This is a genomic window from Spirosoma soli, assembly GCF_042684525.1.
Classification (GTDB): Bacteria; Bacteroidota; Bacteroidia; order Cytophagales; family Spirosomataceae; genus Spirosoma; species Spirosoma soli.
The window spans coordinates 255,781-281,507 of the sequence record NZ_JBHULN010000005.1; the positions used below are offsets into that span (position 1 = coordinate 255,781).

Sequence of the window (25,727 nt, forward strand, 5' to 3'; positions counted from 1 at the left end):
GCTTTGTGGCTGTGTAAGCAGTCTTGACAGAGCGCGGATTTCCACCCGCTTTACTTTTTAGTACTTTTACCGAAAAACCAGATCCCTATGAAAAAACTACTCTTCTCCTGCCTCTTGCTCAGCGTAATAGCGTTGGCAGCTCCTCCCAAAAAAGACAAATGGACGTCTTTATTTGATGGTAAAACGATTAAAGGCTGGCACAGCTATCATAAAGACGGCGTTGTTGGCTGGTACGTAGAAGATGGGGCTATGACCCCCGACGGCACAGGCGGTGACCTCGTTACGGATAAAGAATACGAGAACTTCGAACTGGAATTTGAGTTCAAAATCCCTAAAGGCAGCAACAGTGGCGTTGTCTATAAAATCATTGATAGTCCTGATATCAAGACAACGTACATGTCAGGCCCTGAGTACCAGGTCATCGACGACAAAGGGTATCTGGATGCACAAGGCAACCCTTATAAGTTAAAAGATAGCCAGCTCACCGGCGCTAATTACGACGTAATGCCGCCATCCGATATGAATGCCGCCAAACCCGTCGGAGAGTGGAACAAAGGCCGGATTGTGGTGAATAACAACCACGTTGAACACTACCTCAACGGCAAGAAGGTCGTTGAATACGAATATGGCACGGATGAGTGGAAAGCTATGGTAGCCAAAAGCAAATTTGCCAACTGGCCCTACGCCACTCCTCATGCAAGGGGGAAAATTGCGCTCCAAAACCATAGCCCCAAAGAGCGCGTCTGGTATCGGAATGTGCAGATTCGGGAGCTGTAAAAAAGTCACCGTTCGCTCTACCCCTGCTCCAGTGACGAGCAGGGGTAATTAATATAAACGAAAGTTGCTGCACTACCTATAAACTGCTAGATTGGCCGTAGATTAATATGTAAGAGATTATACAATAGCAATGACGCTTGGCAGAGACGCTTATACCAGTATTATAGACCATCTTAAAAGTCAATTTTTTGCGACAGATGAACTGTGGGCAGTCACTGCTTACGCCAATGATTACAGCATAATGGGAGACTACACGTCCTATCAAAATCGCATTAATTTGTTTAGTAGTGTACTCGAAGAGATTCTGAGAAGGGAAGAAGCGCGTATAGCGAAAAAAGGGCAGTTCCTATCGGGTTCACCTGAAGAACAAGCTAATCAATTCAGGAATGCTTTTCCAACAACGTTGGAGGAAATGAATGAGAAAGATGCTTATTGGTGGTATTTAGATGAATGCCCTGGCGGATTAGTCTGGTATACCGACATCGATGATAATGGATTTGAAACTTCACCGACAGGTGATGGACGTTTCTATCTTTGGACTTAACATAACGGCACTTATACAAAGGCAGGGATACAATTACACACAACGAGGTATTCAATATTTTTATTGAATATTACAACCAAGGGTTATTTACTTCAAGCCCAACAGTTCTTTTACAAGATCTACCGACCAAAAATGAATTAGAAAAAGGTATTAGAGCTGATATATTACAGTCAGATTATTTCCTTGTGTTTGGTGTTAATTCCTATTCTGATATCAAAATTGGAGCAACCTTTAATTGCTTGTTCCGGCCTAAAGATGTTGAACACTTCGTACCCGTAGAAGCAGTACTGAGATACGTTTCTATTAACAGAAGTTATGAAACGGATCTATTATCAAAGGGCCATTCAGGAATATGTGCCTTTGAGTTTCGCCAGACACCTCCCATTTTACTAGATAGACTATCTTTGTTTAATATTAAAAGAGATCCCTTAATTAACGATTTTTTGATACTTACTCAACAATATGTTCTTAACAAACTGCTGAGTAGTGATTTATCTTATTTTGATGATCAACAAAGTCTTTGACTTTGATCAACCACCATTTAATCCATTAACATATTCTTAGTCATGAACCAGAAACAAGAATAATACAAAACCCTGATTCAAAAATTCTTGTACGCATAGCAGGCTTGCTCTTTTGATCAGCCTCGGCCAACAGAGAAAAGAGCGTTCCCTCAATAATCCACCTTCTTCCGGTTTGCTTTCACGTCGCCTTTACGCTTCTTTTCGGCGATACGTTCGGCCACAGCCGCTTTTGATGGCTTGGTCACCTTACGCGGCTTTGGCTGCTCGAAGGCTTTTTCAATAAGCCGGTAAAACTTCTTGGTTACCTTTTCTTTATTGGCTAATTGTGTCCGCTCTGTCTGGTGAGTTAACACGAGTTCGCCATCGGTGGTGAGTTTGGTGGCTAGCTTTTCTTCCAGAACGGCACGTTCCTCGTCCGTTAACAGTGTCGACGTACGCACATTGAAGCGCAGTTCGGCCTTCGTGGCTACTTTATTCACGTTTTGGCCACCCGCGCCCCCACTCCGCGCAAACTGATACTGAACATCGGGCTGTAGACGAGTCGCATCCATTTTAACCAAGTCAATCAATAGATTTTATATGAAAACACATATACCGGGTGAACAATCCCCGGATAGCATGGTTCTTTTCGTCAAAACTAATTGATTCAACGTTATGGCACATGCTCACCCATTGACTATGCTGGAAGGTACGTTGCAGAGCTTACAGCAACGCGATCTCCAACCGGCATCTGGCGCCGATTTAATCAAAGACTGGATTTCTGTTTTGAAACATACCAACGGTGCCGAACCAGCCACTCAGAGCTTGCAATCATTGTATGATGAGCTCCACGCGATGGAACCCGACGGGAGCCGCGTTCGTGATCTGCTGAACCAGGTCGCCCAACAAACCGAGCACCTTTCACGCGGTGCGGATAGTCATTATACTGATTCATTGAAACAATTAGCTAGTTCACTCCGCTCATTTGCACTCGACCTGGAACAAGCTTAACCTTATCAAACCCAACTAACATGGCACATCACGATCAAAAAATCGCTACGATGCTCGACGATACACTGTCGGCGCTTGGCGGTGGCGCTCCTTCAACTACGCCCGATCATGGGGTAAACTTAATTGAAGACTGGATTGCAATTGTTCGCACCAATGTCAGCACCCAATGGGTTTCCGAACCCCTTGAAAAGCTTCGCGACGCCCTCAACAACAATAACATGCGCGAGGTAGAACGTGTGATGCGTGACCTGTCGGGCTCAACCATCGACCTGGCCAACAATGCCGCCGAGGGCGAATACAAACAGCAATTGCAGAACCTCTCAACGGCGCTGAAAGACTTTGCCCAGGGAATGGCGAAGTAAGACGTACGGCCTTGAACATGTTGTAGATTTTAGCTAAAGCTTTCAGGGAATTAGTATAAATCTATAAACAATATAGAATTACATCAAGTTGAAATGAGGCCAGTTGTTTAGCTGGCCTCATTCATTTTTCACCCTGCAAACAGCTGTTCGTCATGATAGCCAAAGCTGATCAACTCATTGAATCCACCATCGATACACTCGACAGTGGATCTGACTCAGTTGAGCCTAAAGACGGAGCCAGCCTGATCAGCGATTGGATCAAGGCGCTCAGAAAAGAAGAACTACTCCACAGCCTGGCCGACCAACTACAGACCCTGTACGACGAGTTGAACACGAGGGAACCAGATGGTAAAATGATATCGGCCCTTCTCGAAAAGCTTAGCGTTCAAACTGCCAAAGCCGCCCGACGGGTCAACCGCGACTATCAGGATTCGCTCGAAGATCTGGCCGACTCGCTCAAGGAATTTAGCAAAGAATTGAGGTAAGCTACGGCAACATAGACCAGTTAATAAACACGACCATGATTACACAAGACCCGAATCAAACGTCGCTCATTGAGCAGACCGTTAACACCTTCGACAGCGGCATCGGCGAAACAACCGCTACCGATGGCTTATCATTTATTGACCAGTGGCTTAACCGGCTACAGGATTCTGATGTTGAGGCCACCGACGAAATTGCCGATACGCTGGCCAGTCTGCGTATTGAACTCGATACCCTGCAACGCTATAACCGGCCCGATGCCGAACGTATTGCGTCGCTTCTGCAACGGCTCATCGATCAGACGCAGAAAATAGCGACTACGGCCGAAGCCAGCGCTGAACAGGATGAACTGTCGCAGTTGGTTGCCGTTCTCGAAAATTTACACAGACAGGTAGCAAACGCATAGTGATGTATAATTGGGGGCTGAAAACATGCCTAGTAGGCAACGTTTTAACTCCTCAATCAACATTGTAACCCTTAAAACATACATCTCAACATGGCACTGAATCAACAGGCATCTAATTTAGTTGACACGACTGTCAGCGCATTCAACGGCGACGTAACAAGCATTTCGCCGATTGATGGTATTTCGCTCATCGACAGCTGGATTAACACGCTTCGTAGTGACAACCAGGGAGCAAACCCGGTGGTGAACGGCCTAAGCAGCCTGAAAGCTGAATTGCAAAGCGGTAACCCCGACGGCTCCCAAATTCATAGTATTCTGGAAGACCTGGTCGATCAGGTTAAGCAAGCAGCCAATTCAGCCGAAACGGATGTTAAAACCAAACTAACACCACTTGTGGATGCCTTACAAGGCTTTAGCGAACATTTTGGTGGCTCGTCGAGACCAGCAAATACCGGGGGGCAGGCCCCCATGACCAGCACCGTGGGTGGCGAATCGAACAACAGTGGTGCGGGAGCTTCGGCGTTCTATAAAAACAGCGATGACGACCTCTCGAACCGAAACGGTGGGGCAGCCAGCATAGTCAATGGTAGTGATGATTCAGCAGTTGGTATGGATGATCCAACGGGCAGCGATGGTGGGTATGCATCGGGCGCGAATGCTAATCCTACCAATAACGATTCGGCAATGGGTATGGACGACGAAACCGGTAGCGAAGGCGGCATAAGCTCAACCACGGGTAGCTCATCGGGCATGACTCAGGACGTCGGTGATTCAGAAAGCGGTAGTGCTTACGGCGCTTCGTCGGGCGATAGTGGTCGACCACAAGACGGTGGCTCCTATGGCTCAGGTTATGGCACCGGTTCGGATGGCGACGACTATAGTGCTAACTCGGGTACCCAACGCTCAGGCGTATCGGGCGGCTCAATCAGTGGCGGCTCCAGCGATTCAGAGGTTGGCGGCTCGGGAGGCCGGTCGCAATATTAAAAATAGCGGAAGGTGAAAGAGCGAATGAGTGATCTAGTGTCAGAACGCTCTTTCACCTTTCGCTCCGCTTCGGTGGTTTAATTTTACCAAACAAACTCCCGGCAGACGGGTTTAGTCTGACACATAATAAACATCACTCAACGTTATCATGGCAAATCAACATTCGCAAACAACAGGCTCATCAGCAACTACGCTAATTGACGATACCATTCGTGCCTTTGACCAGGGACAGGCCGCTTCACCGCAGGAAGGCATGTCGCTCATTACGGACTGGTTCTCATCGATTAAAAACAATCATATTGCGGGCGATGTCATGGAACCGCTCTCCCAATTGCGGGAGGAGCTCCAGACTGGAGCGCCCAACGCGCAACGCCTTCAGCAGTTGTTCAACCAACTGGCTGACCAGACCGAGCAGTTGTCCGCAAGAGGAGAAGGTGACCTGCCTTCGCGCCTGACGACGCTATCGACAGCACTGCGCAACTTTGCCGGTCAGTTTTCAACCACTGTTTAAATCAAGTTTTATAGTCATACAGTTGTCGAGTTCAAAAACAGGGCAAAGCGTTATCAGCCTGAAAACTTTACAACTCTATGACCTTCTTATAATTCGTAACAATATGCCTTCTCACGCATTAGATCAACGACTTTTTGAGCAGATGTTCACTACCATCGGTGAAGGTGACGCCAGCACGGCTGCGCCTACGGATGGCATCAAGCTCATCAACGGCTGGTTAGAAGTAGTTCAGGGAACCCAACGCACAGCCGCCATAGAAAATCAGTTAATCGAGTTACGTGGTCAACTGCAATTCGCCAATCCTGACCCTGACCGCATTCGGGATTTGTTAGCAAGCCTGGCCGACAACGTAACGCAGATTACTCAGGGCTCAAACGTGCAGGAACAGACCATAGGAAAACTTGAAAAGCTAGCTACGGCCCTCCGAAACTTTGGCGACCGGTTATAGTTTACAACTGTGTACTACATATAAACCAAAACGCGAACGCCGATGGGATCGAATATTTTGGAAGAGCGTATGCTCGAAGACACGCTCGGACTTTTTCGGGATGGCAATCAGTCTGGTGTTTCGCCCGCTCAGGGCGTCATGCTCATTGACGGCTGGCTACAATCGTTACAAGGTGAGCCGAACCTCTCGCAGTTAGAGAGCCATCTGAATGAATTACGCGCCGAGTTGCAGGCAGCACAGCCCAATAGCCAGCACATCCGGCAAGTAATGATGAGTCTGGCAGATCAGGCCGAACAGGCAGCCCAGGGCCCAACTGCTGAGGGCACCTGGACAGGCGGCATGATCAGCCTGTCGAAGGTTCTACGGAATTTTGCCAGTAAGTTATAAACCAACCGGTGCGGTTAAGTAGTGCCATGGATTGACGGTGCTACCTAGCTGCGCCGTCTTCATTCACTACACTATGGAAGGAACAACGTTAGAAACCCGAATGCTAGCCGACACCTTAGGCGCATTCGGCGAAGGAAGTGCTAGTACCATCTCGCCCGAACGGGGAATTCTGTTGCTCGAAGGCTGGCTGAATGCCTTGCGGGGCGACGTAGGCGCCGAACGTATTGTGGCCGAAGCGGGTGTACTACGCGATCATCTCAAATCGGGCAACATCGACGGCGATACGGTCCGGCATTTATTGATTAACATGGCTAGCCACACGTTAGCCATATCTAATGAGCCATCTGTTGACGGGACGACTTCAGGTCGACTCAAGCAGTTAGCGAGTGCGTTACGCAACTTTAGCAGCCAATTTTGATATGCTCACCCACGAAGAATCAACGGATTTGCTCGATGCAACGACGAGCATTCTAGAATCCGATATTACGAACGAGACGCCCCAGACCGGAACGGGGGTTATCGATCAATGGTTGGAACAGCTGCGCCATAGCGATAACACAAAAGAGATTACTGACTCGCTCGAACGCGTGAAAACGCAGCTGAAAAGTGACCAGATTAATGCGAATGAACTTAGCCAGCTGCTGACTACGCTAGCCGACCAGACCGCTGAGTTCAGCACGCTGATTGGCCCCGAAGGCGATCTTCCTTACCGGCTCGAAGGCATTTCATCGTCGTTACGTTCGCTGGCGGGCCAGTTGGGCAACTCGTAAACTGAGTTATCTGTTTGACATAGTCCGGGGTTGAGCATAGTCTCCAGACTATGCTCGGGCGTTATCCGGTCTCCGACCGGAAATAAACTACATCATACCGGTCACAGACCGGATAACACCCGAGCGTAGTCTAAGACTACGCTCAACTTCTATACCTTACTTCTTCAACTGATTCCAGTAAATCAGCACATTGAGTGTGGCCCGACCCGACGCAATCAGGTCAAGATCACCATCGCCGTCCAGGTCAGCGGCTTGCAGGTCCTCGCAGGCCATCCGAACACTCTCGTCCAGGGGGTAACCCTGAAAATTGTTTTCTTCCTGCGGGTTGAACAATCGCACACCCACTTTGCCGTCAGGATTCGGGTTACGCCAACCGGCCACAATCTGGTCGCGGCCAATGCCTAAAAAATCTCCACAGACCAGCGCGTGGCCCTGACTAAGCCCGTCGGAAAGGATGCTGATCTCTTTGTCGGTTACCACCTCTTTAGGCGACTTGAGCGAGTAATAACCATTCTCTACCTGAAGCAAATTGCCGTGCATCGGCTGAATGGTGGCGATACCTTTCCCATTATCGAACCGCCGGATTTCGCCCATACCGTCGGTGTTGTTGGTTAGTAAGGGCAAGGCGTTGCGGGCGGCTTCGTCGGGCATGTAGCGCCAGGCGTTGTTTTTCCACTCGATAATCTTACCGCCTTCCTTGCTGGCAATGATTACACCGGTTGAGGAATTATCTTCCCAGACTTCAAAATTATGCGTCAGATGAAGTGTCGAATCAATCAGGTTTCGTTTCCAGGGAGCGCGTGGGTTCTTCGGAAACTCGTATCCCCAAACACGTACCCCACGCCCTTCCCCGTTTTTGTTTCCCAGGCCGTGCAAAGGTACAACGACTAGCTGATAGGTAGCCCCCGTTTTAGCCCAACGCATTCGATGCGTTGTTACTTCGTGCGGCAACCGAACCGGCTCCCACCGCTGGGTCGGATCACTGGGACGAATGAGGTAAAACACGGCACCGGATTTTGTGCCATCACTCGTTTCGGACGGATTCCAGCCTGCACCAACGGCCACTTCCACTCGTCCGTCACCATCCAGATCCCGGGCTGCAATGCAGACATTATCCTGAGGAGTCAGATCAGCGGCCATGACGTAGCGCTTCCAGGGAGCGGTTTTATTACCGGGGTTCTGATACCAGACAAACTGTTTCTGATCCGCCAACAAAATATCAGGCCGCCGGTCGCCATCAACATCACCAATCGCCAGCCCATAGCCAATAGCGATCTGATTGTCGACAACCTGTATCTTAAAATCTGGCTTCAATTGCTGGGCAACGACCGTCCGAACAATTAGCAAACAGAAAAGTATTGTCTTCTTCATAACGTAAGTGATTAGATACATAGCGTCGACAAGAGTGTCGACGCTACGTATCAAAGCTAGTGCTTTTGCGGTTCTACCGACGGATGCTTACGCGTTCGCCCAGTTGCATGATGTGATACGACGTACCGTATGCTTCGCAGGCCCGTGCGAAATCGGCCGGATCGGCGGTGTTAAACTCGAATAAATCGTAATGATGAGGAATGGTCAGTTTGGCCCCAATGTCACGCCCAAGCCGGGCGGCTTCGTCGGGATTAAGGTTACCGGCTACCCGTCGCTCGGGTTTATTACCGTTGATGGGCAGCAAAGCGACGTCTATGTCAAACGGGCGCAGTATATCCACAATACCGTCATACCAAAGTGTATCGCCGGAATGATAGATTTTATAAGATTCATTATCGCCCGAAGCAATCTCCACCACAAATCCCATAAACTTGTTCTGCCCCAGTTCATCCACCTCCAGTTCGTTATGGGCAGCTGGCACGCCGTGAATCAGCCAGCCATCAACCAGCACCGACATGCCGTTGGTAAGGCCAATGGGCCAATCTGCACCAGGCCACTCTAGACCAGGCCAAATTGGACTTGCTCGGAGTCGATCGGCTACAAAGGCTCGGTTAGCCTCTGGGATAACGAAATCAATGTCGGGATTGGTAGCCAGCAGCGGTAACAGCGTTTCGGCATCAAGATGATCGGTATGGTTATGGCTGGAAGTCACTACGTCGATATTGGCCAGGCGGGCAGAATCAATAACCCGTTCTGATAGGCGGACGTGTGGCTTATCGGTGCCCGCGTATTTACAGCTCAGCGAGTCAGACAAGTAGGGGTCGAACAGCAACTGCTTACCCTGACATTGCACGAGAAAACCGCTTTGGCCAAGCCACCAGATATGAAGCATATCGGGTTCACCTCGGGCAGCTTCAATATCAGCCAGGAGCGAGTCATCTTTTTGAAAGGCGGGTTTAAGCATAGAGCGAATGTGATGAAATTGTTACCAAAGTTGAGAAGTTTTGGCAATGTTTTCATCACACCTTCGATCGTAAGCCGCTCATGCGGCCCAGAATCCAATCCAGCGCACGATCGGGCAGCATCCGTGGAATCAGCCAGCCGGTTACCTTACGAGGCACTAATGCATACCGAATACGCGGGTTAACGGCTTCGTGAATCTGCACAATACGCTTACCAATGTAGTCTATTGAAAAGCCACGTTCTTCAGCTACCTGTACTTGTTTCAAAAATCCCTGCATAGCCGGATAATAGGCCGTATCCGCATAAGGACTGATGTCGGTTCCTTTTCCCCAGATAGGCGTTTTCACCGCGCCGGGCCCGACGATTACGACCTTAATACCAAATAAAGCCAGCTCCCGGCGTAAACTATGCGACATGCCCTCGACCGCGTGTTTCGAACCCACATAAGCACCCATGAACGGAATGGCAATCTGCCCATTCACAGAACTGATGTTCTGAATACGGCCGGGCTGAACCGGATGATTGTCTCGCGCTCCGAGTAAGGGCAAAAATGCCTGGGTTACTTGCAATAGTCCTAGCACGTTAACCTCAAAGTGCTTGCGAACGACGTCGATCGGCTGGTGTTGCAGAGGCCCGCCAATGGCAATACCAGCGTTGTTTATTATCCCACCTAATCCATCATTAGCGAGTCGATCGGTTAACATCTGAGCGGCTGCTCTCAGGGCATTGGCATCTGTTACGTCGAATACGAGTGGCACGAAGCGTTCACCCAACTCTGCCCGCAGCCGGTCGCCATCCGCCTGGGCCCGAACGCTACCAAAGACGGTATAGCCACGCTGGACAAATTGCCGGGCGGCACCGTAACCAATACCCGTCGAGACGCCGGTGATGAGGATGTTTTTGCTGATGGGTTTCATTCAGTAAATGTAGCACCGGTCAGTGGTCCAGCCTTCCAGCCTGTGCTACAAAACTTAGCCATTCTTTAACATTCGGTCGGCCAGCCCCGGCGACAAGCGATGAATGAGCCGGAATAATTTAACCTTGCCGACGTCAATAACAGCCTGCCCTCGTTCAACACCCCGAATCAATTCATAAGCCACTTGATCAGGCGAGATTTTGCTACTTCTGGTTCGCCGGACGGTCATTGGCGTATCGACCAAGGGAAGCACAACATCGACCACCTGTACTGATGAACCTTCAAGCTGGTAGCGCAACGCTTTAGAAAAAACCTGAAGTCCTGCTTTCGTCGCGCAATAGACGGGTGCTGATCGCTTGGGCGATAGGCCTAATCCTGATGTTACATTAATGATAGCGGCTTCGGGCTGCAGTTTCAGGGTTGGCAACAGTGCATCGCAGAGCTGAATTATTGCCGTTAAATTAGTTTGTACCTCGCTGACAATGCGCGACTGGCTTTCCGAATCATCGCCGAGCATGTAGTTGTATTGCACACCGGCATTGTTAATCAATACCGAACAGTTATTATGCTCCCGCTGCATGGTTAAAATTAAATCAGCAACGTCGGCCGAAGAAGACAGGTTATACTGTAGAAACCGTACGTCTGGATAACTGGCCTGCAACTCCGCCATACGCTTTTCGTTACGTCCTACAACAACAAGTCGGTTTCCCCGTTGGTGCAGCGCGTGAAGCAGGGCAAGGCCAATTCCCGAAGTTCCGCCCGTAAGCAGAATACATTGATTCGTTAGCTTCATGGCTAGTGTAGCTGTTAGACAGGCTATTTCGTTGCCAGACTTTCTACTTCAATCAGGCAGCCGGGCGCCGTAGCCAATACAGGCAGCGGTACGATGGTGCTGGTTGGGAAAATCTCAGCGCCCCACTCTTTTGCAGCGATCTTACCCAAAATAGCTTTCTTCTCGGGCGTGAAATCAGCGATGTATATCGTCTGCTTAACAACGTGCCGGGTTGAAACGCCCGCTGCGGCCAACGCAGCTTTCACATTAATGAGCGTCTGCCGAACCTGCTCCTCATAATCGGTAGATACCAGTTTACCGTCTGCATTTGACGCCCACTGCCCCGAAACAAAAATCAATCCTGTACCGGCAGGTACTTTACCAACGTGCGAAAAGCCGTTGTACACGGGGTTGAACAGTTCCTTCGGGTTAATAAACGTGTTTTTCTCTTGCTGAAGAACATTGGGAGTTTGAGCGTTTGCTGCGGTCGTTGCCATAAGGATTGCGATTGTAACTCGTTGAATTAGTCGCGTTTTCATTTGCGTAAAATTTGTTTAGAACTTGACACAAAGGAAAAGAGGCCTAAGGCCCCGCGCATTTACATAGGTAAAGAAATAAGTTATAACGCCCGAATTCGGCTCAGCTGCGTTGGTGTTATGCCCAGATGAGAAGCTATGTGATACTGGGGAATTCGTTGTTCGAGGTTCGGATACTCTTGTTGTAATTTTTCGTAGCGAGCTTTAGCGTCGAGCATTACCAGATCGATTTCGCGCTGCTCTTTGATCAGAAATAAGCGTTCGGCTTGCCGACGAGCCATTCGCTCAATAGCCGGATGAGAATCGTACAATGCTTCGACCTGGGTAAAATTGGCGACCCACAACGTACAGGATGTTAGCGCCTGTACAGACAAATGACTGGGTCGGCGAAGGAGCAGGGCGTAATAAATACCGAACAAGTCATTTTCGACAAAAAACGTTTTGTTGTATTCAACACCGTCGGGCGAGGTAAAATAGCCGCGTAGAATACCCGTGCGAACAAAAGCGATTTGTTGCGTTGGCTCACCTGCCTGAACAAAAAACTCGTTTTTGGCCAACTGCAATGGAGTGAATAAGGAAGTGAGCGCAGCTTGTGCATCCAGCGGCAACGTAACCAGCAATTCGAGTTGACGAAACATTTCTTCCATATAACAAACCTATACAGTTTTGTAAATGGTACGGCGTTTTTTGCTCAACAAACGCCCGAAAAAAGGCGTTATTCGTGAGGTTAGCCTTTCTAAAGCCACCGGGACTAACCACCTCAATCATGCAAGACATTGAACCTTTCTACGGCTGGGAAAAATACTACGTAGCGTCGGAGGATGAACGGTCGCCGTTTCATGAGCGCGAGTACAATATGCAGCAGTACGAGAATGATATTTACGGCTACTACATTCACCCACTTTGGGATGAAATTGGCTCCGAAACGCTTTATTGTAAGATTCTCTTCGCCAATTACGACCGCCAGTTTGTCGTCATTGAACTGTTTGGCGAGTGGAACGACACGCTTCACAATGACATCATGTATCTCAAACGGCAGGTCGTCGATCCGCTCGTCAATGAAGGCATCAAGTATTTTATCCTCATCAGCGAAAACATTCTGAACTTCCACGGGTCCGATGATGCCTACTACGAAGAATGGTTTGAAGACGTGGAAGATGGATGGATTGCGGCCGTTCACTCACCGGAGTTTATTGAGCGCGAGTGGAAAAAATACCACCTCGACTATTACATAAACTTTGGTGGCACGCTCGACATTGCCAATTGGCGCACCCTCAAACCAGCTGGTTTATTTGAGCTGGTTAATGGGTTAATTGTCCGGCGGTTGGGATAACGTAGCGCCAATACGGCTGCGTTTTTGCAATTCCCCTGCTTTCTGTTCAACTTTCGCACGTATCAAAACCCCACAGGTAATCTTATGGAAAACAACGCAAAGCCCTCAGCCAGTGAACAACTGAAATCCGCTAAGGCAACGGCCGCCGAAAAACTTGAAGCGTTCAAAACCGAAGCTAATCAGCACCTCAACACGGCCGCTACCCAACTCGATGAGTTGAGAGATCAGTTGGTTGCCAAAGCGCAGGAGGTTGGTAAAGACATTGACATAGAAGGTCTGAAAGCCCAGGCAACCCAGCATTTTGAAGCCGCCAAAAGTGCCACCGCCGAAACTCTGACCAACCTGCAGGCACAGGCCGAAACCACCTTTGCCGCAGCCTCCGCCAAAGCGGATGAGTTATCGGATGTGGCTGAAGATAAGTTTGACGACATGAAAGCCGAAGCCGCCGTGCAACTCGAAGCGGCACAAGTTAAGCTCGACGAGCTGAAAGCTGAAGCCGCTCTTCAGATTGAAGCCGCTAAAGAAAAAGCTAAAGGCATCTGGAATCAGCTGTTTGGCGAATAACGTTGCCCTATAGCAGCCAACGCAGAGGTTGCGCAGAGAACGCCAATAAAGGTTAAGTTCTCTGCGCAACCTCTGTCTTTACCCGTAAATTTGCCCCATGAGGCTGCTTCTCCGCAAACCCACTCAGGTACTTAACAAGGCATACGCGAAACAATCGATCTCACAGGGTCGCATGGATTTGTTCCGGCAGGCGTTGGGACGGCTATTCTCGCGAGTTGACGAAAACGGGGCGGAAGAACATCAGAAGAATATCATCGCGGGTTTTCTGAACGAAGCGTTTTACGAACGCCCGTTTACCATTAACACTCACGAACGAACTGGTCTTGTCATTCACCATAGTTCGAGTAGCCAACTCCCAACAGAAGCAATCATCAACGCGAAGACCGTGTTTGCCGGCGAGATGATGACAACGATTAAAAACAACGTCAAAGCGCTGCACGAATTAATCCTGTACTACTTTGACGAGCGGGAGCGACAGCCAGAAACAGTCATCAGCCAGTTGATTATTACCGACGTTTACAACTGGTTTATCTTCGATGAACCCGATTTCCGGCAGTTCTTTTACGAGAACGTAAAGCTTCGGAAACTCTACCAGATTAAGCAGCAACAACAGAGAGATAACGCCTTCTTCTATGCTGAAACGGCTCGTATTCTGCGCGAACTCGATGCCGAGGTGCCCGTTACCTGTCTCAATCTGCGCAAAACCGCTGATATTCTCAAATCGCCACCTCAGCAGGCCGACTACGTATTAATTCCGATTTTTAAACTGTTTTCGCCAGAGCATCTGCTGAAGCTCCCTTACCCGAACGATGCCAATACGCTTAACCAGGCGTTTTATAACGAACTGCTCCACATTCTGGGATTCCACGAAATTGAGGAAAGCCGGTCGGCTAGCCGAAAGTCTGTTGCCGTAAGCGTTAAGCGCATCCAACGCCTGCCTCCAGACCAACGTCTTACTGGTGCGCTGCTGGAAAACACCATCCAACGCCTGGAGGAAACAAATGCGCTGGCAAAGCTGGAAAACCGGGAGCAGTACGGCGTTGATGAAAACGATCAGCTTTTCAACGTAGCACTGACCTTGTGCTTCACCTGGATCACTCGACTTGTGTTCCTTAAACTACTCGAAAGTCAGCTAGTCCGTTACCACCGCGGAGATGGCTCGTTTTCGTTTTTGGGGCCACAGCACATTCGGCGGTTCGAGGAGTTGAACGAGTTATTCTTCGACGTATTGGCATTACCCCAAGATCAGCGTCCAGCTAATGTATCCAGCCAATACGATGACGGACGACCCGACTCCCTCCCCTATGTAAACAGTTCGTTGTTCGAGTTAACCGATCTCGAGCGTAAGACCCTAACCGTCAACGATCTCAACGACCAAACCGACTTACCTTTGTTTGGGCAAACGATCCTGAAAAGCGAGGATACGCGTCGTCTACCGACCTTACACTACCTGCTGACGTTTCTGGATGCGTATGACTTTGTGTGCGATGGTGCAGCCGAAGTACAGCCCGACGGTAAGCCCTCGATCAATACTGCGGGACTCGGATTGGTTCTCGAAAAACTCAACGGGTACCGCGACGGCTCGTTTTTTACGCCGGGTTTCATCACAACCTATGTCGTTCGCGACGCGATCCGGAAGGCAGTTGTGGCTCGCTTCAATGAACGTTTCGGCTGGACTTGCGCCGATACGACGGCACTGTATGACCGTTTGAGCAGCATTAGTCTTCCCGAAGCCAACGCCGTTGTCAACTCGTTACGTATCGTGGACCCGGCCGTGGGTAGTGGGCAATTGTTGGTATCAGCCTTGAACGAGCTGATAGCATTAAAAGCTGAACTAGGCATCCTCGTCGACCGCGATGGACGGCTTCTTCACCACTGTACGATCACGATTGCTGATGATGAATTGATTATTGCTAATGAGGACGGCGAGATTTTCCAATACGTTGCTCCAGACCTGCGTAACGCGAATGGTCATGTGCGGGCTAATGGTTTGCAGCGTTCGGATGTAGGCATTCGAGTTGTGCACAGCGAAGTTCAGCGCGTTCAGGAAACGCTTTTTCACGAGAAGCAGACGCTCCTGGAAAACTGTCTGTTTGGGGTAGACATCAACCCAAACGCTATCAGCATCTGTCGCTTGCGGCTTTGGATCGAGTTGCTAAAGAGTTTGTATTATCGCGTTGATGGCCGGGAGACGAAAGAGCTTGTGTTACTGCCTAGTCTCGATATAAACATCAGAGTGGGAAATTCGCTGGTGAGCCGGTTCGATACGGAGTTTCGGATCGATAGTCTGCGCAATCAGGGTCTACGGGAGAAGCTTTTGCCCATGCTCCAGCAATACACTACGGATCTACTGGCCTACAAACACTCGTACGATAAAGCGCAAAAAGACAACGTTCGCACCCGCATTCAGCAGTTTCACGAGTTCGTCGTTCAGATGGCGCTCGTTGATCAGAAAGACTATGCGGACATACGTCGGCTTGAAGCGAAACTAGCCCAGTCGGCCCTGACCCTGGATTTCATTGACCAGGATGCTCAATTCCTAAACTTAACCAGTCAGTTAAACGCCAAAAAGCGAGCCTTTGCCAATAAGCAGCGCATATTTGAGCAGGCGTTTGAGTGGCGGTTTGCATTCCCCGAGATTTTAGACGAAGCTGGTGATTACGTTGGTTTCGACCTGGTAGTAAACCAACCCCCTTGCAGGTCAATCGTTGAGAGCTACGAAAAGAAATACCTCAGTAGCAAATACAAAGCTACGGCCGACCTGTACACACTGTTCCTGGAACGGGGGTTAGAGTTAGTAAAACCTCAGGGATTATTAGCCTACGTTATGCCTTCCTCCTGGCAAACGGGAAGTGCCTACTACGCAGCCAGAAAATTGCTGGCAGAACATGGTACCCTCGAAAACGGCATTACGCTTCCCCACCATGTGTTTGAGGACGCTAATCTGGAAATGGGTCTTTATCAGATCAGGAAGGGATACCAAAAAACGTATAATGCTGCGGTGTTCGCATTCAATCCAGAAGCCGAAATTACTGAAGACCTGGCCTCTCACGTACGGTTTGCGTCAGTAGCCTCTTCGGTATGGACAAACACAGCAGGTTTAGAGTTGATTTTCGACAATAAGATTCTCTCTGTAAAACAACGCTTAACGGCATTTCCAAAAACGCTTGCTGCTATCTCGACAGTAGTCCGGGGCATTGTAGTCAATAAGAAAGACGCTTCCGATCATCAGATCGACGAAACCTACGTACCGTTTTTCTCTGGAATTATAAACAGATACACAGCTCCCGTACCTGATTCATTTATACGTTATGGGGAGAATTCGTCCGAAGCATACGCCCTTATTGACAAACAACGCCTACTGGTCAGGCAAAAGCCGGGGCGTCCGTTTCGCATAATTGCCACATGGACTAAGGATAAATTCGCGACCAAACCTGACCTCTACACCTTAGTTATCACAGACTCGGCTTACTCGGTAAAATATATTCTGGCGATCTTAAATTCGTCGTTCGCCACTTACTTGAAGACAGCCGGATTGTTGGGCGGAGACAAACAATCGCTTACACAACTTACTATAAACGACATTCGAGCCGCCCCCATTCCTGAGTTGTCACCCGAAGCTCAGGCACCATTTATATCAGTAGTGGATGCAATTCTATCGGCCAAGCAAGGAGATTCCGGAGCCGACACGTCTGAGCTGGAGTCAACGCTCGATGCATTAGTGTTTGACCTGTATGGCCTGACGGCCGAAGAGCAGCGCATGGTCTTCGGAAAATAGCTGCCCACCAGCTGGGAACAAAATTGATTTTCCAGCCCGAAAGCCTTAAACTTGTGCTTTAGTCGCTTTCTCCTCTGCTGTGAATTCTATCCGAGTCTTTGCCCCTGCCACCGTCGCCAATGTTGCCTGTGGATTCGATATTTTCGGCTTTGCCGTCGCTAACCCCGGCGATCAGATCACGTTAACCACCCGCGAAGAACCCGGCGTTAGCATCACCGACATCTTTGGCGATGAGGGCCGATTACCCCGGGAAGCAGAGCGGAACACAGCGGGCATTGCTATTCAGACGTATTTGCAACACATTGGCCGCACCGACGTAGGGATCGACGTAGTGCTGCACAAGCAGATGCCACTTGGTAGCGGATTAGGCTCCAGCGCGGCCAGCGCCGTTGCCGGTGTTTATGCAATTAATGAGTTACTGGGCCGACCGTTACCTACGGTTAAACTGTTACCTTTTGCTATGGAAGGCGAGCGCCTAGCCTGCGGCTCAGCTCACGCCGATAACGTAGCGCCTTCGTTGCTCGGCGGGTTTGTCGTGATTCGGAGCTACAATCCACTCGATGTTATCCGGATTGAAACGCCGGCGTCTCTGTTCTGTACGCTTGTTCATCCCGACATTGAGGTAAACACCAAAGACGCCCGGTTTATCCTTAAGAATGAAGTTTCGCTGAAGAACACCATCATTCAGATGGGTAACGTAGCGGGTTTGATTGCCGGTTTAATGACGCCCGACTATGACCTAATTAGCCGTTCGCTGGTCGATGTGATCATTGAGCCCGTGCGCGCCATCCTGATTCCGGAGTTTCACGAAGTCAAGCAGGCGGCTCTGGATAACGGGGCACTGGGATGTAGCCTATCGGGGTCGGGGCCATCCATGTTTGCGCTAAGCCGGGACATCCAAACTGCCGAACGTATCGGTCAGGCGATGCAGCAGGCCTTTCTGTCGGTAGGCATTACCAGCGACGCCTACGTGTCAGACATCAACAAACAGGGACCTAAGGTATTGGAAAGCAGTGTATTGAGTTGAGTAGTAGCTGATGTTTCGGGAGGGGTAAGCAGGGGCAGGCAGGATACAAGGTAGTCTTACCCAATCAACCTACAATTGCTCCCACTCCAGCTTCCAGTTCTCCAAACGGGTTGGCAAAGCAACGCCTGGCTGATGAGGGTGTTCGGTAGCGACGAGCTTTAAAGGAACCGTCTCCTGAGTCAGAGCCGTCGTCAATCGGTCAGTATGCAGAAAGACCCGGCCAGAGGCTGCATCAATTACATCAATATGGGCGTGAATAAGGTCGCCAACGTTGAAGCTGCGCTCATCAATTTTTATGGGCTGTACAACCTGAAATATACACAATTGTCCCTCGGTTAAGGTGCCTTCGCTCATACTTCGGGTTATGAGCCGGTTAATAGGTGCAGCAACCACAGGCTCAGATGCATGATGAACAGAATCCGCTGGCTCACTCTCACGTTCGTTACCAGGCTCCAGCCCATCGTCAATGAGCAAGACTACGTTCGTTGTCGAATCAGCGATAAAGGCAGGAGCCGCATCAGCTTGACCCGTTAATGGAGACATCGCCGATTCATTCATATCAAACGAAGCGAGAATATCAGCTCGCTCCGCGGCTGCCATGGGTAGCTGATCTTCGCTGAGCGCGGCCAGATGACGAGTACTCAGCCGATCCCGGTAGGCCTGTGGATGCGTAAGTAGCTCTTTAACGGCCACGGCCTGAAATAAATAAGCTTTTGTTTCAGGCGCTCGATACGGCAACGCCATCGGATGCCGATTGGGATACTGACGGCTTAACTGCTGAATGTAGTTAGGTCCGGCGTTATAGGCAGTGGCCACAAGCATCCATGACCCCAACTGGTCGTAGAGTTCATTAAGGTATCGACAGGCCGCGTGCGTAGCCTTTTTGAGGTTAAACCGCTCGTCGCGCCGGTGCGATATACTTAAGCCAAGCGACTGCGCCGTTTGGGGCATCAGCTGCCAGAAACCAGCGGCCCCTCTGCGCGAAACAGCCCGATTCGTGACTGCGCTTTCGAGTAGGGGAAGAAACTTAAAATCGGACGGAATTCGGTATTGTTTGAGAATCGGCTCAATAAATGGAAAGACGACAGCGGCCCGTCGCTTCAACAGCGTTAAACTTCCGGCCAGGGCAGCCTGGTGATTCAGGGTACGAGTCCAGCGAGCGGTAATGTCGGGATGGGTGGTTGGAATATTCTCTCCGCAGAAATCAATAGGTTCAGCAGCAATACCCTTGGTGGGCTTTATAGCTGCGGAGGTCTCCGTATGTAGCGCAATGAAGTTTGTGGCGGGCTGAGCAACGGCAGAGAGTCTGGTAAATGAGCAGCCGATTCCAGCCGCTACTAGCAGTAGGTATTTCGTCATGGACGACAGTGGGTTACGGTGGGTACGCAATTCTTCAGGCGTTCCCTCGAACAGCCTTCGGTACTAAACTTGGCGGCTTCCTCTCCCCTGTTTTGTCCCTGCTACACTACTCTAGCAGCCGCAATACAAAATTCTTTAACGAGTTGTGTTTTATTACTTTTACCAGCCTACCGTTCTCATACATATAGTCGTCTTGCCGGTCGCCCAGTTGGGCTCGATAGGTGCCTTGTGCGGTTTGGCTGACGTTGAAATAGTCCCCAAAATACTCCGCAAATATTCTTTTTCGCCCGACAGGCTCGTAAAAGTACAAAGACGAGATTGGAAAATCAATATTATTACGTTCAACCGCCTGATGTTTGTATTTATACTGGTTCGCGACGATATCATAATGATCGCCTTTCCACTCGGTTCGGGATGCATAATTACCCCGATTAGTGTGGGCATCGACGGTTGATAACATGAGTTTCTGGCCAACAAACTGGTTAACGACTTTGTAATAAATTTTTACGGTATACACCAGCAAAGACACTTTTACGTCGCTGATGAGCGTATAGGTAGTGCGATTGTCGACCTGGGGTTGGCGTACGGCCGTCATGGTACCCACCCGAATACCCGCTACTTCAATGGCATACTGATGCGTCTCGGCGGTTGGTTGAGCGAAAAGAAACGACGCATAGAAAATTAATAGAAAAGTTAACCGACAAGCCTTCGTAAAACTGATACTCATTAACGTTTATATAAAAAGTAATTTTGGATGATAAACCCGATTTCCGCACTACTAAGCCGCTGTACAGCCGACTCTATCCTGCTGTGTTTTCTATGACTGTTCGCTCTGCTCTTTTAGCTTTTACTCTCTTAGTCACTACCTGTTTTGGTTTCGGCCAGTCTGTTGACCGATACACCGTTATTCCGCGTCCTGCCCAGTTGGAACCCCGTGCTGGCGAGTTCATCATTAACAACACGACCCGCCTGGTAATACCCGTCGAGCAGGCAGAGTTGAGGGCTATTGCTGACACCTTTGCCCATCAACTGAACCGGGCCACTAATCTGAACATTCAGGTTCGAAATAGCAACCCAACGCCTGGTGGTACAACGCCCCAAACCGGCAACGTAATTCAATTCAGTCCTTCTCAGGATACATCATTGGGCGAAGAAGGTTACCAGCTAGACGTCACCAACCAACTCATCAGCATTGAGGCCAGGCATCCAAAAGGCTTTTTCTACGCCGTCCAGACGCTTTATCAACTTCTGCCGCCGACTGTTTTGGGCGTAGGGCAAGGGGCTAAAGGCAGGGGAACAACGTCGAATACACCTTCCCCCCAAGCCCTCAGCCCCCTGCCCTTAGCGCTTACCATTCCTGCCTGCCGGATTCAGGATCGGCCGCGTTATGTGTATCGGGGTATGCACCTCGACGTGAGTCGCCATTTCTTTCCGGTGGCTTTCATCAAAAAATATATTGATCTGATGGCCCTGCACAAGTTTAACAACTTCCACTGGCACCTGACGGATGACCAGGGCTGGCGAATTGAGATCAAAAAATACCCAAAGCTAACCCAAGTAGGTGCCCAACGACGCGAAACCCTTGTTGGCCATTACGACGAATACGATCCACAGGTGTTTGATGGAAAGCCATACAGTGGCTTTTATACGCAGGACGATATTAGGGAAGTGGTTCGGTATGCAGCTGCCAAATATATTAACGTAGTGCCCGAAATCGAAATGCCAGGACATGCGCTGGCGGCTCTGGCGGCCTATCCTGAATTGGGCTGTAATGGACGTAGCGATGGTGCATCTCCCTACCAGGTTGCTACCAAGTGGGGTGTTTTCGACGATGTATTTTGTCCATATGACAAGACGTTTCAATTTCTGGAAGACGTCCTGACCGAAGTCATGGCCTTGTTCCCCAGCAAGTACATTCACATAGGTGGCGACGAGTGCCCTAAATCAACCTGGCGTAAGAGCGACTTCGCGCAGCAGCTTATGAGGCAACAAAACCTGAAAGATGAAAACGCGTTGCAGAGCTACTTTATCAACCGTATCGACAAATTTGTCAATGCAAAAGGTCGCCGAATTATCGGTTGGGACGAAATTTTAGAAGGAAACAGTTCGACGATCCGGTTGTCGCCAGACGCTACGGTCATGAGTTGGCGGGGTATAAAAGGCGGTATCGAAGCCGCCCGCCAACGCCACGACGTGATCATGACACCCGGCCAATACTGTTATTTCGACCAATATCAGGGCGATCCTGCGCAGGAGCCAATGGCGTTTGGCGGGCAACTACCAATCGCGATGGTCTACTCCTACAATCCAACCCCAACGGAGCTGTCACCCACGGAAGCAACGCACATTTTGGGTGCCCAGGGTAACATTTGGACCGAGTATCTAGCTGAGCCAGCCGAAGTAGAATATATGGCCTGGCCACGCGCAGCCGCCTTAGCCGAAGTGCTGTGGACACCCCTGGCTCAAAAGAACTATACGGATTTCTCGCGTCGTTTACCTGCGCATTTTGCCCGATTAACCGCCTTGAACGTCAATTTTGCCCGAACGTTTTACGACGTAACGCCGTCGGCAAAGCCCATACCCAACGGAAAGCTAACCGTAACGCTTAGCGCCGACGCTCTCGCGCCCGACATCCGTTATACCGTGGATGGCTCCGTGCCATCCAGCGAATCGCCCCGTTATGAAAGGCCGTTCATGCTCGATCAATCCACGACCGTTCGGGCGGCTACGTTCAGCAACGGACAACCACTAAGCCAGCTGGCGAAAATCCAGAGGGAGTTTATTGTTTCGAGCGCTACGGGTAAAGCTTACAAATTACTCAGTGCCCCAACGACAGGCCGACCCGACAGAAATTACAGTCTTACCGATGGTACAACCGGTAGCATGGGCGGCTATGAGCTAGCCAATGTTGTTTCGTTTGCCAACGATATCAATGTTATAATTGACTTAGGCAAGCCGCAGCCCGTTTCAAGCGTTCGGGTCGGTTTTGTGAAATACACGGCCCGTAACCTTTGCTTACCAAAGCAAGTTGAGATATTAGTTTCCGACGACGGTCAAACCTTCCGGCCGGTACTGTCGATAAAAACGAATGCTGCTGAGGGTGGCAAGCGGGGTATTGTTCGCTTGCCATTTGATTTTGCCCAAACAACGGCCCGCTACGTTCAGGTTATTGCGCTGAACGTTGGGCAAGTTCCAGCTGGGTTACGTAATCCGGGTAAACCCGCACAGATGGCCGTTGATGAGATTGAGGTGAAATAGGATACAAAGTGGCTTGCTATAAAAAGAACGGTCAAATCGGAGAGCATAGGTCTATGAGAATATTCTGGCTCATCATAATAAGCCTGGTAGTAAGTTACGTATTGATCGCTTATTTCAGTGGAGATTGGATGATATTCCATTGGGATAGATCTCAGTCTGAAGCGGTGAAGCTGGTGGGCGAAGTAACGCTTGTTGTACTATTTATCCTTTTTCGGAACAAGCTCAACAAAAAGTAGCCATGACGCCATACGGCAGCTGAAACTAAGTATCGTTGAGATCTTCACTTGATTAGGTGTTCTTTTTGGCCCACCCCATATAGCACAAGCTGGTATCCTGGCCTTCGCGCATCTTCATACGCTGGCCCAGTTCGCGAAAGGTCCACTTACCGGACGTGCGTTTGCGTAGGTAATACAGTGTTTTCAATACGTTGTAGTCCCCAACCATACCACGCGTATCATGATTCGATAAGCCATTTTGCTGGAGCTTATGATGTAGTTCGGAGGGCGTAATAAACCGTTCGTAAAGATGCTGGTCAGGCTGCATAAACGCCCAGCGTGGCCAGTCCTGTGCAATTTTTATCAGAAACAACCAGCTCAGCCACGTTCGGTTAACGGTGTCATAGAAAAAGATGCCTTTCGGCTTTAGCACCCGACTAATCTCCGACAGCACCGCATCTACATCCCGAACATGCTCCAGCACATCGCAGCAACTCACATAGTCGAACGTAGCGTCGGCAAAAGGAAGTTGTTCGCCCGAACCAAGCTGATAGGTAATATGAAGTTGCTGTCGGTCCGCGTGTCGTTGGGCTGTATCAATAGCCGATGTCGATGGGTCGATGCCCGTAACCAGCAAGCCCTGCTCGGAAAATTCCTCGGCAAGTATGCCCCCTCCGCAACCGACATCGAGCAGGGTCTTGTTGTTTACCTCCGTTTGCTGTTGTCGCAGAATACGTTTAAAATAGCCCATGCGCGCCGGATTCACGGATGTTTTCAGCATGTAAAACAACGCATCCGGGTTCCACCAGATGTCGTGATCAGCGTCGTAAACGGTGTTGTTCGTAGCTACTTTTATCATTACCTCTGATGGTCTTACAGAATTAACCGCGCGCGATCAATCTTGTTAATCGGGCAATCCTGGCCTAAAAAGTTTTATTTCTGATAATTCCCGTGCTTCTTGTAATATAAATCACATAAACCGGAAACCTCTGTGCAACCTGTAGTTGAAGAAAAAACTGATTTTAAGCGCTCTTTAAGCCTACTCGACTCTACACTGATTGTTTCGGGGTCTATGATTGGCTCCGGAGTCTTTATTGTCACGGCCGACATGGCCCGTAATCTCGGTTCATCGGGTTGGTTACTCATGCTATGGGTCTTAACTGGCGTATTGACCGTAGCAGCGGCACTGAGCTACGGCGAATTAGCGGGCATGATGCCGAAAGCCGGTGGTCAATACATTTACATTCAACGCGCGTACGGTCACCTCACCGGTTTTGTGTACGGGTGGACGGTGTTCACCGTTATTCAGACCGGCACTATAGCGGCCGTGGCGGTAGCTTTTACCAAATACACCGCGGTATTCATTCCGGCGTTAGGGCCAGACAACGTACTGATGACTCTGGGGCCCGTTAAAATTTCGTTGGGCTCACTCTTTGCCATCGCCAGTTTAGTGCTTCTTACCTGGCTCAATAGCCGGGGCGTTCAAAGTGGCAAGCTGATTCAGAACGTTTTTACGTCGGCTAAACTAATCGCGCTGTTGGGGCTGATTGTGGTTGGCATTGCCCTGGGTTTGAACAGCGGCCTGTTGTCGGCCAACTTCGCGAATGCCTGGGACGCCAGCACAACGTCAGCTGCGGGCGAAGTAATTCCGCTGGCTGGTATCGCCCTCGTATTGGCGTTTGGTACGTCTATGGTAGGCTCTTTGTTTTCGGCAGATGCCTGGAACAACGTAACGTTCATTGCCGGAGAGATCAAGAATCCACGTCGCAATATTCCCCTAGCGTTGTTCTTTGGTACGCTCATTGTAACAACCATCTACTTCCTGGCTAACGTTTCGTACCTCTCTCTTCTTCCACTGAAGGGATCACCCATCGCCACTGACATTGTGGGTCGGGGTATTCAGTTTGCCGAAGCCGACCGGGTCGCTACAGCCGCAGTCTCAACCATTTTTGGCAATATTGCCGTCGCCTTCATGGCCGTGCTGATTATGATTTCCACATTTGGCTGTAACAACGGCCTGATTCTGGCCGGAGCACGACTGTACTACGCGATGGCCAAAGATGGACTATTTCTGAAACAAGCATCGCACTTAAATCGGAATGCCGTGCCGGGTCGGGCGTTGTGGCTGCAATGCATCTGGGCGTCGCTACTGTGCTTGTCAGGCACCTACGGCGATTTGCTGGACTACTGTACGTTTACATCGCTGTGTTTTTACATCGTCACCATTGGGGGGTTATTCCTGCTTCGTCGTAAAGAACCTGATGCCGAACGGCCGTACCGAGCTTTTGGCTATCCGCTGGTGCCCGCCCTTTACATCCTGGCCGGATTAACAATTTGTGGTATTTTGCTGTATACCAAAACATTTAACACGGGCATGGGCTTACTCATCGCAGGATTGGGGATACCCGTTTATTTCATAACAACGCGAAGTCATAAGGAAGACCGATAA

General features: G+C 49.8%; 28 protein-coding genes. 18 read left to right on the plus strand and 10 right to left on the minus strand.

The genetic code is table 11. From position 1 onward, the window contains the following. Positions 1–87: 87 nt before the first annotated feature. Together ACFSUS_RS10545 and ACFSUS_RS10550 are read left to right on the plus strand one after the other, a co-directional pair. Positions 88–777, plus strand: coding sequence for a 3-keto-disaccharide hydrolase (locus ACFSUS_RS10545; RefSeq protein WP_381522280.1), 690 nt, complete (start codon positions 88–90; stop codon positions 775–777). A gap of 130 nt (positions 778–907) precedes the next feature. Continuing rightward, a complete protein-coding gene (locus tag ACFSUS_RS10550; RefSeq protein WP_381522282.1) occupies positions 908–1,321 on the plus strand; it encodes a DUF596 domain-containing protein in 414 nt (137 codons plus the stop codon). A gap of 673 nt (positions 1,322–1,994) precedes the next feature. Here ACFSUS_RS10550 and arfB read toward each other — a convergent pair. Then, positions 1,995–2,396 (minus strand): alternative ribosome rescue aminoacyl-tRNA hydrolase ArfB, encoded by a 402-nt coding sequence (gene arfB, locus ACFSUS_RS10555; RefSeq protein WP_381522285.1) that lies wholly within the window; start codon positions 2,394–2,396, stop codon positions 1,995–1,997. A gap of 103 nt (positions 2,397–2,499) precedes the next feature. On the opposite strand from arfB, the gene ACFSUS_RS10560 reads away from it, so the two are divergent. The 10 genes from ACFSUS_RS10560 to ACFSUS_RS10605 all read left to right on the plus strand — a co-directional run bounded on the left by ACFSUS_RS10560 (position 2,500) and on the right by ACFSUS_RS10605 (position 7,186). Beyond that, positions 2,500–2,835, plus strand: coding sequence for a hypothetical protein (locus ACFSUS_RS10560; protein WP_381522287.1), 336 nt, complete (start codon positions 2,500–2,502; stop codon positions 2,833–2,835). A gap of 20 nt (positions 2,836–2,855) precedes the next feature. Beyond that, a complete protein-coding gene (locus tag ACFSUS_RS10565) occupies positions 2,856–3,197 on the plus strand; it encodes a hypothetical protein (RefSeq protein WP_381522289.1) in 342 nt (113 codons plus the stop codon). A gap of 152 nt (positions 3,198–3,349) precedes the next feature. Continuing rightward, positions 3,350–3,682 carry a hypothetical protein gene (locus ACFSUS_RS10570; protein ID WP_381522291.1) on the plus strand — a complete coding sequence of 111 codons (333 nt, stop codon included), beginning with the start codon at positions 3,350–3,352 and terminating at the stop codon, positions 3,680–3,682. A gap of 35 nt (positions 3,683–3,717) precedes the next feature. Further along, positions 3,718–4,086, plus strand: coding sequence for a hypothetical protein (locus ACFSUS_RS10575; protein ID WP_381522293.1), 369 nt, complete (start codon positions 3,718–3,720; stop codon positions 4,084–4,086). Between the two features lie 90 nt (positions 4,087–4,176). Continuing rightward, positions 4,177–5,070: a hypothetical protein gene (locus ACFSUS_RS10580; protein WP_381522294.1), complete on the plus strand. Its 894-nt coding sequence runs from the start codon at positions 4,177–4,179 to the stop codon at positions 5,068–5,070. A gap of 148 nt (positions 5,071–5,218) precedes the next feature. Further along, positions 5,219–5,581: a hypothetical protein gene (locus tag ACFSUS_RS10585; RefSeq protein WP_381522296.1), complete on the plus strand. Its 363-nt coding sequence runs from the start codon at positions 5,219–5,221 to the stop codon at positions 5,579–5,581. A gap of 103 nt (positions 5,582–5,684) precedes the next feature. Then, positions 5,685–6,029, plus strand: coding sequence for a hypothetical protein (locus ACFSUS_RS10590; protein ID WP_381522298.1), 345 nt, complete (start codon positions 5,685–5,687; stop codon positions 6,027–6,029). Positions 6,030–6,071: 42 nt separating this feature from the next. Next, entirely contained in the window at positions 6,072–6,416 is a 345-nt protein-coding gene (locus ACFSUS_RS10595) for a hypothetical protein (RefSeq protein ID WP_381522300.1), read from the plus strand. A gap of 73 nt (positions 6,417–6,489) precedes the next feature. Then, positions 6,490–6,834, plus strand: a complete 345-nt coding sequence (locus ACFSUS_RS10600; protein ID WP_381522301.1) for a hypothetical protein — start codon at positions 6,490–6,492, stop codon at positions 6,832–6,834. Further along, complete coding sequence (locus ACFSUS_RS10605; protein ID WP_381522303.1) at positions 6,803–7,186, plus strand: hypothetical protein; 384 nt, start codon at positions 6,803–6,805, stop codon at positions 7,184–7,186. The genes ACFSUS_RS10600 and ACFSUS_RS10605 overlap by 32 nt, the downstream gene beginning before the upstream one ends. 156 nt (positions 7,187–7,342) lie before the next feature. Here the strand turns inward: ACFSUS_RS10605 and ACFSUS_RS10610 are convergent, their stop codons facing one another. The 6 genes from ACFSUS_RS10610 to ACFSUS_RS10635 form a co-directional block, all read right to left on the minus strand. Further along, on the minus strand, positions 7,343–8,557 hold the full coding sequence (locus ACFSUS_RS10610; RefSeq protein WP_381522305.1) for an FG-GAP repeat domain-containing protein: 1,215 nt from the start codon (positions 8,555–8,557) through the stop codon (positions 7,343–7,345). Positions 8,558–8,630: 73 nt separating this feature from the next. Further along, positions 8,631–9,521: an MBL fold metallo-hydrolase gene (locus ACFSUS_RS10615; RefSeq protein WP_381522307.1), complete on the minus strand. Its 891-nt coding sequence runs from the start codon at positions 9,519–9,521 to the stop codon at positions 8,631–8,633. A gap of 55 nt (positions 9,522–9,576) precedes the next feature. After that, positions 9,577–10,437: an SDR family NAD(P)-dependent oxidoreductase gene (locus ACFSUS_RS10620; protein ID WP_381522309.1), complete on the minus strand. Its 861-nt coding sequence runs from the start codon at positions 10,435–10,437 to the stop codon at positions 9,577–9,579. Between the two features lie 54 nt (positions 10,438–10,491). Further along, complete coding sequence (locus ACFSUS_RS10625) at positions 10,492–11,229, minus strand: SDR family oxidoreductase (RefSeq protein WP_381522311.1); 738 nt, start codon at positions 11,227–11,229, stop codon at positions 10,492–10,494. A gap of 23 nt (positions 11,230–11,252) precedes the next feature. Further along, positions 11,253–11,705 (minus strand): RidA family protein, encoded by a 453-nt coding sequence (locus ACFSUS_RS10630; protein ID WP_381522313.1) that lies wholly within the window; start codon positions 11,703–11,705, stop codon positions 11,253–11,255. Positions 11,706–11,827: 122 nt separating this feature from the next. Further along, a complete protein-coding gene (locus ACFSUS_RS10635; protein ID WP_381522315.1) occupies positions 11,828–12,391 on the minus strand; it encodes a Crp/Fnr family transcriptional regulator in 564 nt (187 codons plus the stop codon). A gap of 119 nt (positions 12,392–12,510) precedes the next feature. On the opposite strand from ACFSUS_RS10635, the gene ACFSUS_RS10640 reads away from it, so the two are divergent. From ACFSUS_RS10640 to ACFSUS_RS10655, 4 genes are all read left to right on the plus strand, one after another. Further along, on the plus strand, positions 12,511–13,077 hold the full coding sequence (locus ACFSUS_RS10640) for a hypothetical protein (RefSeq protein ID WP_381522317.1): 567 nt from the start codon (positions 12,511–12,513) through the stop codon (positions 13,075–13,077). A gap of 84 nt (positions 13,078–13,161) precedes the next feature. Next, positions 13,162–13,641 (plus strand): hypothetical protein, encoded by a 480-nt coding sequence (locus tag ACFSUS_RS10645; RefSeq protein ID WP_381522318.1) that lies wholly within the window; start codon positions 13,162–13,164, stop codon positions 13,639–13,641. A 97-nt stretch (positions 13,642–13,738) separates the two neighbouring features. Then, the gene (locus ACFSUS_RS10650; RefSeq protein ID WP_381522319.1) at positions 13,739–17,419 is read left to right on the plus strand and encodes a DUF7149 domain-containing protein; all 3,681 of its coding nucleotides are present in this window, start codon (positions 13,739–13,741) and stop codon (positions 17,417–17,419) included. Between the two features lie 79 nt (positions 17,420–17,498). Beyond that, the gene (locus ACFSUS_RS10655; RefSeq protein WP_381522321.1) at positions 17,499–18,446 is read left to right on the plus strand and encodes a homoserine kinase; all 948 of its coding nucleotides are present in this window, start codon (positions 17,499–17,501) and stop codon (positions 18,444–18,446) included. Positions 18,447–18,515: 69 nt separating this feature from the next. Here the strand turns inward: ACFSUS_RS10655 and ACFSUS_RS10660 are convergent, their stop codons facing one another. Beyond that, positions 18,516–19,805 (minus strand): lytic transglycosylase domain-containing protein, encoded by a 1,290-nt coding sequence (locus ACFSUS_RS10660; RefSeq protein ID WP_381522322.1) that lies wholly within the window; start codon positions 19,803–19,805, stop codon positions 18,516–18,518. A gap of 106 nt (positions 19,806–19,911) precedes the next feature. Further along, positions 19,912–20,532 (minus strand): DUF6134 family protein, encoded by a 621-nt coding sequence (locus ACFSUS_RS10665; protein WP_381522323.1) that lies wholly within the window; start codon positions 20,530–20,532, stop codon positions 19,912–19,914. Between the two features lie 92 nt (positions 20,533–20,624). On the opposite strand from ACFSUS_RS10665, the gene ACFSUS_RS10670 reads away from it, so the two are divergent. Next, positions 20,625–23,063 (plus strand): glycoside hydrolase family 20 protein, encoded by a 2,439-nt coding sequence (locus tag ACFSUS_RS10670; protein WP_381522324.1) that lies wholly within the window; start codon positions 20,625–20,627, stop codon positions 23,061–23,063. A gap of 288 nt (positions 23,064–23,351) precedes the next feature. Here the strand turns inward: ACFSUS_RS10670 and ubiG are convergent, their stop codons facing one another. Further along, positions 23,352–24,137, minus strand: coding sequence for a bifunctional 2-polyprenyl-6-hydroxyphenol methylase/3-demethylubiquinol 3-O-methyltransferase UbiG (gene ubiG / locus ACFSUS_RS10675; RefSeq protein ID WP_381522326.1), 786 nt, complete (start codon positions 24,135–24,137; stop codon positions 23,352–23,354). Between the two features lie 132 nt (positions 24,138–24,269). Here ubiG and ACFSUS_RS10680 point away from each other — a divergent pair, with 132 nt between their 5' ends. Further along, entirely contained in the window at positions 24,270–25,727 is a 1,458-nt protein-coding gene (locus tag ACFSUS_RS10680; RefSeq protein ID WP_381522328.1) for an APC family permease, read from the plus strand.